General features: G+C 63.0%; 12 protein-coding genes. 9 read left to right on the top strand and 3 right to left on the bottom strand.

Annotated elements, in window-relative coordinates; genetic code table 11:
- Nucleotides 1-4: 4 nt before the first annotated feature.
- Together rsmD and FKV68_RS04345 are read left to right on the top strand one after the other, a co-directional pair.
- On the top strand, nucleotides 5-565 hold the full coding sequence (gene rsmD, locus FKV68_RS04340; RefSeq protein ID WP_180940303.1) for a 16S rRNA (guanine(966)-N(2))-methyltransferase RsmD: 561 nt from the start codon (nucleotides 5-7) through the stop codon (nucleotides 563-565).
- Between the two features lie 157 nt (nucleotides 566-722).
- On the top strand, nucleotides 723-1601 hold the full coding sequence (locus FKV68_RS04345; RefSeq protein ID WP_180940304.1) for a patatin-like phospholipase family protein: 879 nt from the start codon (nucleotides 723-725) through the stop codon (nucleotides 1599-1601).
- A gap of 85 nt (nucleotides 1602-1686) precedes the next feature.
- On the opposite strand, the gene FKV68_RS04350 is transcribed toward FKV68_RS04345, so the two are convergent.
- The gene (locus tag FKV68_RS04350; protein WP_180940305.1) at nucleotides 1687-3546 is read right to left on the bottom strand and encodes a monovalent cation:proton antiporter-2 (CPA2) family protein; all 1860 of its coding nucleotides are present in this window, start codon (nucleotides 3544-3546) and stop codon (nucleotides 1687-1689) included.
- A 149-nt stretch (nucleotides 3547-3695) separates the two neighbouring features.
- On the opposite strand from FKV68_RS04350, the gene FKV68_RS04355 reads away from it, so the two are divergent.
- The 6 genes from FKV68_RS04355 (at nucleotide 3696) to lpxK (ending at nucleotide 9741) form a co-directional block, all read left to right on the top strand.
- On the top strand, nucleotides 3696-5042 hold the full coding sequence (locus FKV68_RS04355; RefSeq protein ID WP_180940306.1) for a TldD/PmbA family protein: 1347 nt from the start codon (nucleotides 3696-3698) through the stop codon (nucleotides 5040-5042).
- Between the two features lie 166 nt (nucleotides 5043-5208).
- Nucleotides 5209-6027, top strand: coding sequence for a 3'(2'),5'-bisphosphate nucleotidase CysQ (locus tag FKV68_RS04360; protein WP_180940307.1), 819 nt, complete (start codon nucleotides 5209-5211; stop codon nucleotides 6025-6027).
- Nucleotides 6028-6081: 54 nt separating this feature from the next.
- Nucleotides 6082-6318 carry a DUF4170 domain-containing protein gene (locus FKV68_RS04365; RefSeq protein ID WP_180940308.1) on the top strand — a complete coding sequence of 79 codons (237 nt, stop codon included), beginning with the start codon at nucleotides 6082-6084 and terminating at the stop codon, nucleotides 6316-6318.
- 91 nt (nucleotides 6319-6409) lie between these two features.
- Nucleotides 6410-7723, top strand: coding sequence for a lipid IV(A) 3-deoxy-D-manno-octulosonic acid transferase (waaA, locus tag FKV68_RS04370; protein WP_180940309.1), 1314 nt, complete (start codon nucleotides 6410-6412; stop codon nucleotides 7721-7723).
- Nucleotides 7724-7746: 23 nt separating this feature from the next.
- Nucleotides 7747-8451, top strand: a complete 705-nt coding sequence (locus tag FKV68_RS04375) for an HAD family hydrolase (protein ID WP_180940310.1) — start codon at nucleotides 7747-7749, stop codon at nucleotides 8449-8451.
- Nucleotides 8452-8694: 243 nt separating this feature from the next.
- Complete coding sequence (gene lpxK / locus FKV68_RS04380) at nucleotides 8695-9741, top strand: tetraacyldisaccharide 4'-kinase (protein WP_180940311.1); 1047 nt, start codon at nucleotides 8695-8697, stop codon at nucleotides 9739-9741.
- 39 nt (nucleotides 9742-9780) lie between these two features.
- On the opposite strand, the gene FKV68_RS04385 is transcribed toward lpxK, so the two are convergent.
- Together FKV68_RS04385 and mutL are read right to left on the bottom strand one after the other, a co-directional pair.
- Nucleotides 9781-10014 (bottom strand): DUF2093 domain-containing protein, encoded by a 234-nt coding sequence (locus FKV68_RS04385; RefSeq protein WP_180940312.1) that lies wholly within the window; start codon nucleotides 10012-10014, stop codon nucleotides 9781-9783.
- Nucleotides 10015-10225: 211 nt separating this feature from the next.
- Nucleotides 10226-12025 (bottom strand): DNA mismatch repair endonuclease MutL, encoded by a 1800-nt coding sequence (gene mutL / locus FKV68_RS04390; RefSeq protein ID WP_180940313.1) that lies wholly within the window; start codon nucleotides 12023-12025, stop codon nucleotides 10226-10228.
- 359 nt (nucleotides 12026-12384) lie between these two features.
- On the opposite strand from mutL, the gene FKV68_RS04395 reads away from it, so the two are divergent.
- On the top strand, nucleotides 12385-14109 hold the full coding sequence (locus tag FKV68_RS04395; RefSeq protein ID WP_180940314.1) for a response regulator: 1725 nt from the start codon (nucleotides 12385-12387) through the stop codon (nucleotides 14107-14109).
- Nucleotides 14110-14288 lie beyond the last annotated feature (179 nt).

Consider the following 14288-nt stretch of genomic DNA (forward strand, 5'->3'; position numbering starts at 1 on the left):
GGCCGTGCGGATCGTCGGGGGAGAGTTTCGCGGCCGCGCCCTGGCCACGCCCAAGTCCAACGATATCCGTCCGACTACCGATCGGACGCGTGAAAGCCTGTTCAATATCTTGAGCCACGCCTATCCGGAAGCGCTCGACGGCACCCGCGTGCTCGATCTCTTTGCCGGCACCGGTGCTGTCGGGCTCGAAGCCTTGTCTCGCGGCTGCAGGCACGCGCTCTTCGTCGAGCAAGGCGTGGAGGGCAGGGGGCTGCTTCGGACCAATATCGAGGCGCTCGGACTTCAGGGACGCGCCAAGATCTTCCGTCGCGACGCGACCGATCTCGGGCCGGTCGGGACGATGGAGCCGTTTCATCTGGTTTTTGCAGATCCGCCCTATGGCAAAGGGCTCGGCGAGCGCGCACTTGCAGCGGCCGCGGCAGGCAAGTGGCTCGTCCCCGGCGCTCTTGCAATTCTGGAGGAACGGGCCGACGTTGAGCCGCGGCCCCCGATCGAATTCGAGCCACTCGATGTGCGCGTCTTTGGCGACACGCGGATGCATTTCTACTGGTTCCGCGGCGATTGACTACTGCATGAATCCTTAAATCGGGATCGATCTAAGGACAAAATCATGCAGCTTCAAAGTGCTACAGAGATCTTTGCGCGTCCGGTTGGACGCGCGGCGCTGTAGACCCGCGTGCGGTGACGATCGCGTGCCCGTATGGTGAACGGAGACGAGCGTGATGAGGAAGGATACCCTGTCTGAAATCGCGAAACCGTCCGCAACGCGAAGCCCCTCGGTTGCGCTCGCGCTCGGAGGCGGGGGCGCGCGCGGACTTGCGCATATCCACATCATCGAGGCCCTCGACGAGATGGGCATTCGGCCCGTCGCGATCGCCGGCTCGTCGATCGGCGCGATGATGGGCGCCGGCATGGCGGCCGGGATGCGCGGGGAGGAGATCCGGCACCATGTGCTGTCGACCGTCGGCCATCGCGGCGAAGTGCTTAATCGGCTGTGGCAGCTGCGGCCGGTCAGTCTTGCCGAGGCGGTGGCGAGCGGCTTCCATTTCGGCCAGTTCAATATCGAGCGGGTCCTGAAGGCCTTCCTGCCCGAGGCGATCCCGAGCCGCTTTTCCGATCTGGTGATCCCGCTGAAGGTCATGGCGACGGACTACTACGGCCAGACGGAACGCGTTTGTGAAAGCGGCGACCTGCACAAGGCGCTTGCCGCCTCCGCTGCCTTGCCAGCCTTGTTCAAGCCGGTGAAGATCGATGGCCGCGTCATGATCGACGGCGGCATCTACAATCCGATCCCGTTCGATCACTTGCGCGGCCTGGCCGACATCGTCGCCGCCATCGATGTGGTCGGCGGCCCGGACGGCAACGGGCGAACCATACCGAGCCGTCTCGATAGCCTGTTCGGCGCGAGCCAACTGATGATGCAATCCATCATTGCGATGAAGATGAAAAACGGCGCGCCCGACATTTTGCTGCGCCCCGATGTCGGGCGCTTCCGCGTCCTCGATTTCTTGCGCGCCCATGAGGTCCTGGCCGCAACGGCGGGTACCAAGGAGCAATTCAAGCGTGCTCTTTCCGAGCGGATCGAGAGCTGGAAGGACTGAGCGGTCCGCTGTTTGAAATTGCGTAATTCCAGACGGAAAACCGTCTACACACTTTTCCTGGAATTGCTTGTAAGCAGGCCCTCCGTCAGTCGGTCTGCGCCAGCGTCTCGTCCTTCTGCTGCCGATCCTCCGCCGGAAGGGTCGGCAGGATCCGCTCCTCGATGTCGGCGGAGTGGTTCACTTCACGCTTCGGCTTGACCAACGGCTCCGGCCGGACCGGCCGCGAGTGCAGCATGTCGCGGCCCGCGGTGATGCCCTCGGCTTCCTGAAGAACGAGCCGCGCCTCGTCGCGACGGCGGATATCGTCCATGATGGCGATCGCATCTTCGTTCCCGACACCCAGCGCTTCCAGCGTCTTGCGACCAAAGAGAAGTCCGGATTCGAAGGTTTCGCGCAGTTCGTAGTCAACGCCCAGTGCGCGCAGTTCCAGTGTGTGCAGCCGGTCGTAGGAGCGGGCGAAGATGCGGGCGTTCGGGTATTCGGCCTGGACGAGACTGATGATCCTGTCCGTCGTTTCCTTCTTCTGGGTGCAGACCGCGACGAGCTTCGCGCGCTCTATGCCGGCCGCCCGCAACACGTCAAGCCGGGTGCCGTCGCCGAAATAGATACGAAAGCCGAAGGTTGCTGCCTGGCGCACGCGCGCTGCGGAATGATCGATGATGGTCACGTCGCGGCCGCCGGCGAGCAGGATCTGCGCGGCGATCTGGCCGAAGCGGGAGAAGCCGATCATCAGCACGTCGGCGCCGGCACCTTCGAAGTCCTCCTCGATCTCGTCGGCCATTTCCTCCTGCTCGTGCATCAACCGCTTAGAGAGCATGGCTGCGACAGGTGTCAGCGCCATCGAGAGCGTCACGATGGCGACGAGCAGCGACGAGGTTCCTTGTGAAAAGACACTTGCCGCGGCCGCCGCAGTGAAGAGCACGAAGCCGAATTCGCCGCCCTGGGGCAGAAGAAGACCGATGCGCAGCGCGTCGTTGTGGCGCGAGCCGGTGATGCGGCAGAGCCAGTAGAGCACGAGGCTCTTCACCAGCATCAGCAACGGCACTGCGACGATGATCAGCAGATAGTTTTCGACGATGACGTCGAGTTCCAGCGACAGGCCGACGGCCATGAAGAACAAGGCCTGAAGAATGCCGCGAAAGGGCTCGATATCGGCTTCGAGTTCATGGCGATAGGACGATTCTGCCAAAAGCACACCGGCGAGAAAGGCACCCATCGCCATGGATAGACCGGCAAGCTGCATCAATGTCGCCGCGCCCATGACGACGAGAAGGGCTGCCGCGATCATGACATCGCGCGCTCCGGTGCGGGCGATCACCTGGAAGAGCGGATTGAGCAGATAGCGACCCGCGAAGAAGAGAACGGCGACGGCGCTGACCGCAATCGCGAAGTCCTGAAACGGCGTCGTCGCATCTTCCGGTGCCTGCGCTGCCATCAAGGGGATCAGGGCGAGCAGCGGAACGATTGCGAGGTCCTGCAGCAGCAGAATGGAGAAGGCGCGCTGGCCGTAACGCGTATTGGTATCGTTGCTCTCCTCGAGGATCTGCATTGCAAAGGCCGTCGACGACAGAGCAAGCCCGAAGCCGGCAATGATGCTTCCCCTCCATTCGAGAAGGCCGGCGAATGCGATCAGGAACGACAGAGCGAGACCGGTCAGGACAACCTGTGCCGCACCCAGCCCGAAGATATCGCGTCGCATTTGCCACAGGCGCGATGGCTTCAATTCCAGACCGATGACGAAGAGCAGGAACACGACTCCGAGTTCCGAGACGTGCAGGATCTCCTCGCCCTCGGTAATCCGTTGCGCGACCGGGCCGATCAGGATGCCGGCTGCGAGATAGCCGAGAATCGTGCCGAGCCCCAGACGCTTGAAGATCGGTGCCGCAAGCACGGCGCCGCCGAGCAGCATTAGCGCCTGGGTATAGAGAAACGATGTCGTTTGCATGCTCGATGCTCTCGCTGTCACGGCTGCGGCAGGCCCCGAACGCAGGGTCTTCTGCGGATATCATTTGGATGCTGGGACGGGAATCACGATGATGCCCTTGATGCATGGTTCAGTGCACAATAAATGGGGCAGGAATGAAAGGCCAAATCATGTCTGAGATGATCGATTCCGCTGCGTTGGAGAAGCAAGCCTCCGAGCTCGTCGAACTCGCCCGGCAGGCCGGGGCGGACGCCGCGGATGCGGTGGTGGTGCGCGGCCGCTCCCGTTCCGTTTCCGTCCGGCTCGGCAAGGTCGAAGCGACGGAAGCCTCCGAAAGCGATGACTTTTCGCTGCGGGTATTCGTCGGGCGCCGGGTTGCAAGCGTCTCGGCCAATCCCGGCTTCGATCTGAAGGTGCTCGCAGAGCGCGCGGTCGCGATGGCCAAGGCCTCGCCGGAGGATCCATACGCGTCGCTGGCGGACTCCGATCGGCTTGCGACATCCTACCCGGATCTCGATCTGTTCGATGGCAGCACCGTATCGACCGAGGCGTTGACCGAAGCTGCGCTTGCCGCCGAGGAGGCGGCCCTTGCCGTGTCCGGCGTCACCAACTCAAGCGGTGCCGGTGCCTCGGCCGGCATGGGCGGGCTCGTTTTGGTCACCTCGCACGGCTTCTCGGGTTCCTACATGGCAACCCGCTTCGGCCGCTCCGTCAGCGCCATCGCCGGCGAGGGCACGAAGATGGAGCGCGATTACGATTTCGACAGTCGCCTCTACTTCGATGATTTGCGAACGGCCGACGACATTGGCCGCGTCGCCGGCGAACGGGCGGTTGCGCGCCTCAACCCGCGCCAGGTCCCGACCGCAAAGAACGTCACCGTCGTTTTCGACCCGCGCATTGCGCGTGGGTTCGTCGGGCATCTGGCCGGCGCGATCAACGGCGCATCGGTGGCACGCAAGACGAGCTTCCTGCGCGACATGATGGGCAAGCAGATCATGAAGGCCGGCATCGAAGTGACCGATGATCCGCTGATCGTCCGCGGCGCCTCGTCGCGCCCCTTCGATGGCGAAGGGGTGAGCGGCGCGAAGCTGTCGATCGTCGAGGACGGTGTGCTGCAGCACTGGTTCCTGTCGACCTCGGCGGCCAAAGAACTGGGCCTTGAAACCAATGGACGCGGCGTTCGCGGCGGCCCCACGGTCAATCCCGCCTCGACCAATCTCGCCCTCGAACCCGGAAGGATCTCGCGCGACGACCTGATAAAGAGCGTCGGAACGGGTTTCTATGTCACCGAACTGATCGGCCAGGGCGTGAACATGGTGACGGGGGAATATAGCCGCGGCGCTTCCGGTTTCTGGATCGAGAACGGCGAAATCACCTTCGCCGTGTCCGAGGTAACGATCGCTTCCAATCTCAAGCAGATGTTCATGGCCTTGACGCCTGCCGATGATATCGACAGGAAATTCGGCATTGCCGCGCCGACCCTTGCCATCGAAGGCATGACGCTCGCCGGAACCTGATCGCTCCTGCATGTGTCCTTAAATCGACCCCGATTTAAGGACAAAGACATGCAGAAATTCAAAGTGCTACAGCGACTTTTGCGCGCCTGATAAGACGCGCGGCGCTGTGGCGGCTTGTTCCACCAACACTGAGGCGTGCGGGCCAGCCCCGCGCGTATGGAGTTGAATGTCAGAAACAGCCCGACCGCTCGCGCCCGCCTGGAGCGAGGACCTTGAGCTAATCCTCACTGCGGCGATCGCCGCGGGCGACACGGCGCTCGGATATTTTCGCAAGACCTTTGACGTACACTGGAAGAACGAGGGGCGCTCTCCGGTGAGCGAGGCGGACCTCGCCGCCAACGACATCCTCAAGGCAAGGTTGCTTGGTGCGCGGCCCGATTACGGCTGGCTTTCCGAGGAGACCGATGATGACGAGAGCCGCCTCTCCCGGGAGAGCGTCTTCGTGGTCGACCCCATTGATGGGACCCGCGCCTTCATCGCCGGCCGTGACCTTTGGTGTGTGAGCGTCGCCGTCGTCCAGCGCGGCCAGCCCGTTGCGGCCGTGCTCTATGCGCCGGCGCTCGGCGAGGTTTTTCAGGCAACCCGCGACAGCGAGGCGCGAAAGAACGGTGCCGCGATCGCTGTGCGCGTGCCCGAGCGTCACCGGACGCTGAAGGTGGCGATGGCCGAGGACCTGGTCGGCAGGTTGGCTTCGCCCTATCGCGAAGAAATGGTGCGGATCCCGCATGTGCCGTCGCTTGCATACCGGCTGGCGATGATCGCGGATGGACGGTTAGACGGAACGATCGTCAAGAAGAACTCGCACGACTGGGATCTTGCCGCTGCCGACCTCATCCTTGCACGGGCGGGCGGTGCGGTCTGCGGGCTCGACGGCCTGCCCTTGTCCTATAATCGCCCCATTGTCACGCATGGCATTCTTGGCGCAGCCTCGAGGCCGGTGCTTCCAGCCTTGCTGGCCGCCTCCCGCCCGTTGGAGCCCCATTGACCTTTGCAGGCGAATGCCGCAAATCAACACGCTTCAAGACAAAATGGAATTACGATGGCTCAAGACTCCGCGAAAAAGCAACGTTTGCACCTCGTCTTCGGCGGCGAGCTGACAACGCTTACCAACGTCCAGTTCCGCGATCTGGAAAAGCTCGATATCGTCGGCATCTTTCCCGACTACAACAGCGCTCATGCTGCCTGGAAGGCCAAGGCGCAGATGACGGTCGACAACGCCCATATGCGTTATTTCATCGTCCACATGCATCGCCTGCTCGATCCGGAAAATGATTGATGTCGGTGTCGTTGGGACGCACGCGGCGTGCCTGCGCCCAGGCTGTGCATGACATCTGTGTCCGGTTGCACACGGGCGAGGGCGCGCGTTCATGAGTAGCCTTCGTGCACGGCTTGCACTTTCCAGCTATCGCTGGATCGGGACGGGGATCTATCCCTTGGTCTGGTCCTACCTCGCCATACGCGCAGCGAAAGGCAAGGAGGACCCGACGCGCCGCCGCGAGCGCTACGGCTATGCGAGCGCGCCGCGTCCGCAAGGACCGCTTGTCTGGTTCCATGCCGCCAGCGTCGGGGAAACGGCGGCCGTCACACCGCTGATTAAGGAAATCCGCCGCCGCGGCATCGCCGTGGTGCTGACCACCGGTACGACGACGTCGGCCCGCGTAGCCGCTGAGCGACTCGGTTCTGCCGTCGTGCACCAATATGTGCCGCTTGATTTCAAGCCTGCAGTGAGCCGCTTTCTCGACTATTGGGAGCCGGATCTGGCGATCATTGCGGAATCGGAAATCTGGCCGATGACGATCGTCGAACTCGGCAGCCGGCACATTCCGCAGGTCCTGGTGAACGGCCGTCTTTCGGACCGGACCTTCGCGCGCTGGAAAAAAAGGCCCTCGCTCGCCGAGGCGCTCTTCGAGAAACTGGCGCTGGTCATTGCGCAATCCGACGTGGATGCGGACCGTTTTCGCACGCTCGGCGCGCTTCCGGTCATGGTTTCCGGCAATCTCAAGGTCGACACCGACGCCCCGCCGCATGATCCGAAGGCGCTCAAGGAGTATCGGCAGCAGATCGGCGCGCGCAAGACCTGGGCGGCGATCTCCACCTTCGAGGGCGAGGAGAATGCCGCGGCGACGGTTCACCGTGCATTGAAGGACAGGACCGGTCTCCTGACGATCGTCGTTCCGCGCCATCCCGAGCGATGCGACGCGATCGAGGCAGCGCTGGTCGCCAAGGGCTTGAAGGTCGCGCGCCGGACGCGCAACGATCCGCTAACGCCGGACGTCGACATCTTCCTCGGCGACACGATCGGTGAAATGGGCCTCTATCTACGCCTGACCGAGGTTGCCTTCGTGGGTCGCTCGCTCTTTGCCGAAGGTGGACAGAATCCGCTGGAGCCGGCCATGCTCGGCTGTGCGGTTCTTTCTGGTGGCAATGTCCAGAATTTCCGCGAAACCTATCAGATGCTTGCCAAGAACGGCAGCGCCAAGATCGTGCGCGATGTCGAGATGCTGGCCAAGGGCGTCAACTATCTGCTCGGCAACGACGACATGCGTCGCTCGATGATCGACGCCGGCCTCGAAAGCGTGCAGCAGATGCGTGGCGCGCTGACGGCGACGATCAAGGGTCTCGAGCCCTATATCAACCCGCTGGTCGTGAAGGCACGGCTGGAGCCGCGCGTCGAAGGCTGAAGCGTCAATTTGCGGATCTGATCATGGTCGCATCGAAAACCATCGTCGGCATCTTGTTCGACAAGGACGGGACACTTCTCGACTACGTGAAGAGCTGGGTGCCGGTGAACTACGAATTGGCGCGCATCGCGGCGAAGGGCGACGAGGAACTCGCGAGGGTGCTGCTTCAGGCGGGCGGAATGGATCCGGACAGTGGGTATGTTGCGCCCGACAGCCTGCTTGCCGCTGGCAATACCGTGGAAATCGCCACAGGCATGGTTGGCGCCGGCGCGCCCTTCACCGTCGAGGAATTGACGACGCTCTTCGACGGCCTCTTTGCGCAGTCCGCCGACTATGCCGTTCCGGTGACCGATCTCGGCGCCTTCTTTGCCGGCCTCCACGCGAAAGGTTATCGCCTCGGTGTCGCCTCGAGCGACAACGAACGGTCGATCCGGGAAACCGCCAGGCGCTTCGGTTTCGATGGTTACCTGCACTACGTTGCCGGCTACGACAGCGGTCATGGGGTCAAGCCGGAGCCGGGCATGGTGTTGGGTTTCTGCGCCGCGACGGGGCTGGAACCGCATCAGGTAGCGGTCGTCGGCGACAACAATCACGACATGCACATGGGGCGTAGCGCCGGCGTCGGCCTGACGGTCGCCGTGCTGACCGGTACAGGGTCGCGCCAATCTCTTGCCGCGGCCTCGGACCATTGCCTGGCCGACATCACGGAACTGGAGGCGGTGCTGTAGGTCTACAGCGCCGCGCGTCTCATCAGATACGCAAAGGACGCTGCAGCACTTTGAATTGCTGCATGTTTTTATCCGTAAATCGGCGACGATTTAAGGAAACGTGCAGCAGGCACCGACCGGCTTGCCTTTTTTCCCATTCTGACGTTTTTTGTCCATCGCGTCTTTCAGACGCGCGGCGCTGTAGAGCGTCGCGTTCCTGGCCGGTTTGGGGGCAGGGCAGGTCGTGGAGGCAGATTAGGCAGCATGGTTTCTGAAGCGCCACCGTTCTGGTGGACCAAGGCCGATTGGCGCGCCTATGCGCTTTGGCCGGTTTCCTGGGTTTATGGCCGCATCGCCGGAATGCGCATGGATAGAGCCCGCCGCGCCTCGGCGCCGGTGCCACTCATCTGCGTCGGCAACTTCACAGTCGGGGGAGCAGGAAAGACGCCGACCGCTATTGCGCTTGCCCGAGCCGCCAAGGCGAAGGGGTTGAAGCCGGGCTTCTTGAGTCGCGGTTATGGCGGCTCGCTGGACGTCACAACTGTCGTCGATCCGCATCACCACCGTGCCCGCGACGTCGGCGACGAGCCGCTGCTGCTCGCCCGCGAAGCCTTGACCGTCGTCTGCCGACGCCGCGTCGAGGGCGCACGCAAGCTCGCTGCCGAGGGCGCCGACATCATCATCATGGACGACGGCTTCCAGAGCGCGCGGCTTGCATTCGACTTCGCCTTGCTTGTGGTCGATTCCGGGCGAGGCATCGGCAATGGACATCTGGTTCCCTCGGGGCCGGTTCGCGCGCCAATCGGCGACCAACTTCGCCACGCAACAGCGCTCCTCAAGATCGGCAGCGGTTCGGCGGCCGATCCCCTGGTCCGCCGGGCCGCTCGGGCGGGCAAGCCCGTCTACGCGGCTGAAACCATCCGGGTCGACGAGGGTCAACTCGCAGGCGTCAAGGTTCTTGCCTGGGCCGGTATCGCGGATCCGGAGAAGTTCTTCCGGACCGTGCGCGAGACGGGCGCGATGATCGAGGAGACGCGGAGCTTTCCCGATCATCACCACTTCTCCGACGATGAAATTGCCGACCTGCTCGATCGCGCCGCGACCCAGGGCTATACGCTGGTCACCACGTCGAAGGACCTGGTGCGTCTCGAACCTGGCCATGGCCGGGCGGGAGAACTGGCGGCCAAGAGCAAGGTGATCGAAATCGACGTGCGCTTCGACGACCCGTCGGTGCCCGGCAAAGTCATCGACCGCACGCTTGCCGCCGCGCGAACGCGCAAGCTGCGGGAGGCCAAGGCAATCACTCCGTGACGGGGTCTTTACCCACGATTTAAGGAAACATGCGGTAAATCAGCGTCGCTGATTGGGAAGCGCACCGGCGCGTTTTTCCGCGTCGAGGGAGGCAGCCGCGTCGACATAGGGTTCCTGCCGGGCAACGCTCCAGTAGCGCAATTCGTCCACGGGGATCGCTTTGCCCGTCATGGCACATACGACGTGTGATCCGGCGAGCACGATCTGGAAGTCGCCGTCGAGATAGCGGATCTTCGCCTCGCGCGAGGGACTTCCTTCAAATCGGTTCATCATTGCCAGTGTCTGCCTTCTCAATTCGATCGCTTCTTGGTCTAACCCAGTGCCCAGTAAAACTCCAGTGCCGGCAAGACATCACAGCGCCGCGCGTCTCACAAGACGCGCAAAGGACGCTGTAGCACTTTGAATTGCTGCATGGTCTTTGTCCTTAAATCGGCTACGATTTAAGGAAGCATGCAGTAGTGCAATTCGGCGGAACGACCGCCCGTCAGCTGCGGCCGAAGAGACGCTCGATGTCCGAGAGCTTCAGCTCGATATAGGTTGGCCGGCCATGATTGCACTGGCCGGATCCAGGTGTTGCTTCCATCTGGCGAAGCAGCGCGTTCATCTCCTCCGTCCGCATCCGGCGGCCTGAGCGAACCGAGCCGTGGCAGGCCATCGTCGCAGCGAGATATTCGAGGCGCCCCGCAAGGCCGTTCGCCGTATCCCATTCCGCAAGCTCGTCGGCGAGCTGTCGCACCAGGCCGACGGCATCCATTTCGCCCAGCATCGCCGGCGTTTCGCGTACGGCGATCGCCCCCGGCCCGAAGCGTTCGATCGCGAGGCCGAGGCGGGTGAATTCCTCCGCATGTGCCATCAGTCGCTCGCAGTCATCCTCGGGGAGATCGACGATCTCCGGGATGAGCAGGGTCTGTGCGGGCACCGGGCGGGAATGCAGCGCCGTCCGCATCGTCTCGAAGACGAGGCGCTCATGCGCGGCGTGCTGATCAACGATGACGAGGCCATCATCCGTCTGCGCGACGATGTAGTTCTCATGGAGCTGCGCACGCGCGGCGCCGAGCGGGAAGGATGGCGGAGTTACGTCAGAAACGCGTGTTTCTTCGGCCGGAGCGGTGGAACGCGCCGACGGCTGCGAGAATTCCACAAAGGCTCGCTGCGGGGCCTCTGCGAAGCCGTTCGCAGTTTCGCCGAAATCTATCGGCCGGTAGGGCGAGGCTGCAGGCGTCCAGGGTTGCGGCGGCCTCTGCATCTCCGGCCGGAAGGCACGCATCATCCCGCTCGCGCCGGTGGTCGCGGCACGGTCTCCGCCGCGCGCGAGCGCCTCGCGGATCGCGCCGATAAGCAACCCTCGGATCAAGCCCGGATCGCGAAACCTGACGTCCGACTTCGCCGGATGGACATTGACATCGACGAGCGCCGGCTCGAGTTCGATCGACAGGACGGCAACCGGGTAGCGTCCTTGGGGGATGGTTTCGGCATAGGCGGCGCGGATTGCAGACAGGATGAGCTTGTCCTGCACCGGGCGGCCGTTGACGAAGACATATTGCTGAAGCGAGTTGCCGCGATTGAAGGTCGGCACGCCGGCAAAACCCGTAAGCCGGGCATCCTCCCGTTCGGCGTCGATCTCGATCGCATTGTCGCGGAAATCCTTGCCGAGCACCTGCGCCATCCGCGCCAGCCGGTCCTCGCCGGTGGCCGGGAACTCAAGTGTCGTGCGATCGGAGCCGGAGAGTACGAAGCGCACCTTCGGGAAGGCGATCGCCATACGGCGGACGACCTCGGAAATCGCGGCAGCCTCGGCCTTTTCCGACTTCATGAATTTGAGCCGCGCGGGGGTCGCGAAGAAAAGATCGCGCACCTCGACGACGGTCCCGACATTGGCCGGTGACGGGCGCACGGCTTCGGTCTTCCCGCCTGCGATTGCGATCGCCGCGCCCTCGTTGGCGCCGGCCGTTCGCGTCGTGATCGACAGGCGCGCGACCGATCCGATCGAGGGCAGGGCCTCGCCGCGAAAGCCGAGGGTCCGGATATCCGTGAGGCTATCGCTGATCTTGGAGGTGCAATGGCGCTGAACGGCCAGGGCGAGGTCGGCGGGTGACATGCCGCCGCCGTTGTCGGTCACCCTGAGCAGCGTCTTGCCGCCGCCGGCCGTCGCGATCTCGATCCTGGTCGCGCCCGCGTCGAGCGCATTCTCGATCAATTCCTTGGCCGCGCTGGCAGGCCGCTCGAGGACCTCACCGGCCGCAATCTGGTTGATGAGCGTTTCTGAAAGTTGCTTGATGATCATGGCTCATTTTCCCGGATTCGGCGCGCGAGGGAAAGGGGTGTTTGCGATTGGTCCGCCGCGGTAAGAGCGGTCATGGGGAGATAAGTCTCGGGAAAAATGAGACCATGATTTAATTCCCCTTTAACGTTCTGCTGCGATTTTCCACAACAACCTGAATGAGCAGGGGTTTTGTCTTTGGAGCTCCGCGGCGTTGCTGGACGCCGCCCCGCATTCCGCCCGAAGAGACGCCTTCGGAGGCCAGCCAGCATGTCCCGGAATGAAACCGCCGCGCCGGCGCCGCGGGTCTTTTCAGACGCGCAAGGGCCGCTGTGAAACTTTAGATTGCTGCATCATGCAGACGGCGAAATGAGGACAGCGCAATGAGCGATGTGGCGTCGGGCGGCGCAGACATCAACAGGATCATTCTCGAGTCGAGCTGCGATGCACTTGGCCTCGCTTTGCTTGTCTGCGGTCGAGACGATACGATCTTGTTCGCCAGCCCCTCGATCCTGCAGTTCTTTCCGGTACCAGCCCGCCTGTTGACGCCCGGCACTCGCCTCCGCGACTTTCTCGGCGCAGTCTACGATACGGGTGTGCGCCCAGGGACATTGCCTGAGAACAGCCGAAGACGAGCGAACAGGGAAGACTGGATCGCCGAGCACATGGCGCTTCATTGGCGCGAGCGCTACGAGAGTGTCGAGCGGGCCGGTCGCACGCGCTGGGTCTCGTTGCGCAAGCGCCGGCTGTCGAGCGGTATCGGCATATTGTCCGTCATCGATGTTTCCGAACAGAAGAAGCGCGACGAACAGCTTCAGACCGACCTCGAACGCGTGGAATTGACGGAAGAAATCCTCGACGCGCAGCCCAACCCAATCTGCATCAAGGATCGAAACCTCAACTACATCGCCGTCAACAAGGCGTTCTGCACGATCCATGAGCTTTCCCAGGACGCGATTCTCGGGCGCTCCGCGTGGGATCTCGTCGATGCCGAACTGGCGGAGCGGTTCGAACAGTCGGACCGATCGGTGCTCGAAACCGGCAAGCCGCATTCGGAAGCCGAGCACATCGTTCGTGCCGACGGCAATGATCTTTGGGTCGTGACGCGCAAATATCGTATCGGCATGCCCGGCCGTCATTTTGTCGTGACCTGCATGAACGACGTCACCGATATCGCGGCCTGGTATCACGGTACGGGCGACAACACGGGTAGCAGCGGCCTCCAGATTCTGGACTACAGCATTTTTGCGCCGGCACAGAATTTCTACGATCCCTTCCGGGCGTTGAATGTACAGCAGCTGGTCGAGGCGGGTTCGATGATCGAGACCCTGCCCGCGCGCGGACTGCGCGTGCTGCTTGCGACAGGCGACCGAGACGCGGAGCAGCGGCTCGTGGCGCGCCTGCGCGGTTCCGGTCTCGACGCCTGCGCCGTGCGCAACGGCAACGAGCTTGAGGCTTTCGCGCTGGCCGCCGACCGTTCCGGGGTAAAGCTCGACATCCTGGTGCTCGATGGCGCATTCCCGGACGTCGAGCGTGTCCTTGCGGGCTGGCATGCAAGCCCCGTCCTCAAGGTTTCCACCGACATCGATGCCGGCAACCTGCTTGCGGAGATCTTTCGCGTTTGCGCCGAGCGTCCGCAGCCGCGGTCGTCGGTTCCGCAAGCGGACTGGGGGATCTCCTTCGAAGGCGACGTTGCGACCGGGACGCACGCGCCGGATATCGAAGTGTTGGTCGCCGAGGACAATCAGATCAATCAGTTCGTCTTCGCCCAGATACTGGAGGGGCTCGGGGTTTCGCACCGGATCGCCGCGAATGGCAGGGAGGCATTGGAGCTCTGGCACGAACTTCAGCCGGCATTGGTTCTCATGGACATATCGATGCCGGTGATGAACGGCTTCGACGCCGCAGTCGCCATCCGCGACGCCGAAAAGGGGACAGGGCGGCGGACTCCGATCATCGCGGTGACGGCGCAGGCGCTCGACATCGACCTTAGGCAATGCGAAGCGTCGGGGATGGATGACCACATCATGAAGCCGGTGAGCCCGGACATGATCGAGGCTGTACTTAGAAAATACATGCCGGCGGGGAACATGCGTGCCGCCGGCTAAGCCCTGGATCTTGTCAATTCGCTAGAATTGGGGAGGCTGGCGAAAGATTTGATAGTGCGTCGATATGGGATTGTTAACCCCCGATTGTCATCGTCTGCGTCGAACTGCCAGAAAGTGTAGAGCCTCGCAGCAATGTATGCGCTTCGTCCAGCCGCCCAGCCCCTTCCTACCCCGATGCG

The organism is Sinorhizobium mexicanum (genome assembly GCF_013488225.1).
GTDB lineage: Bacteria > Pseudomonadota > Alphaproteobacteria > Rhizobiales > Rhizobiaceae > Sinorhizobium > Sinorhizobium mexicanum.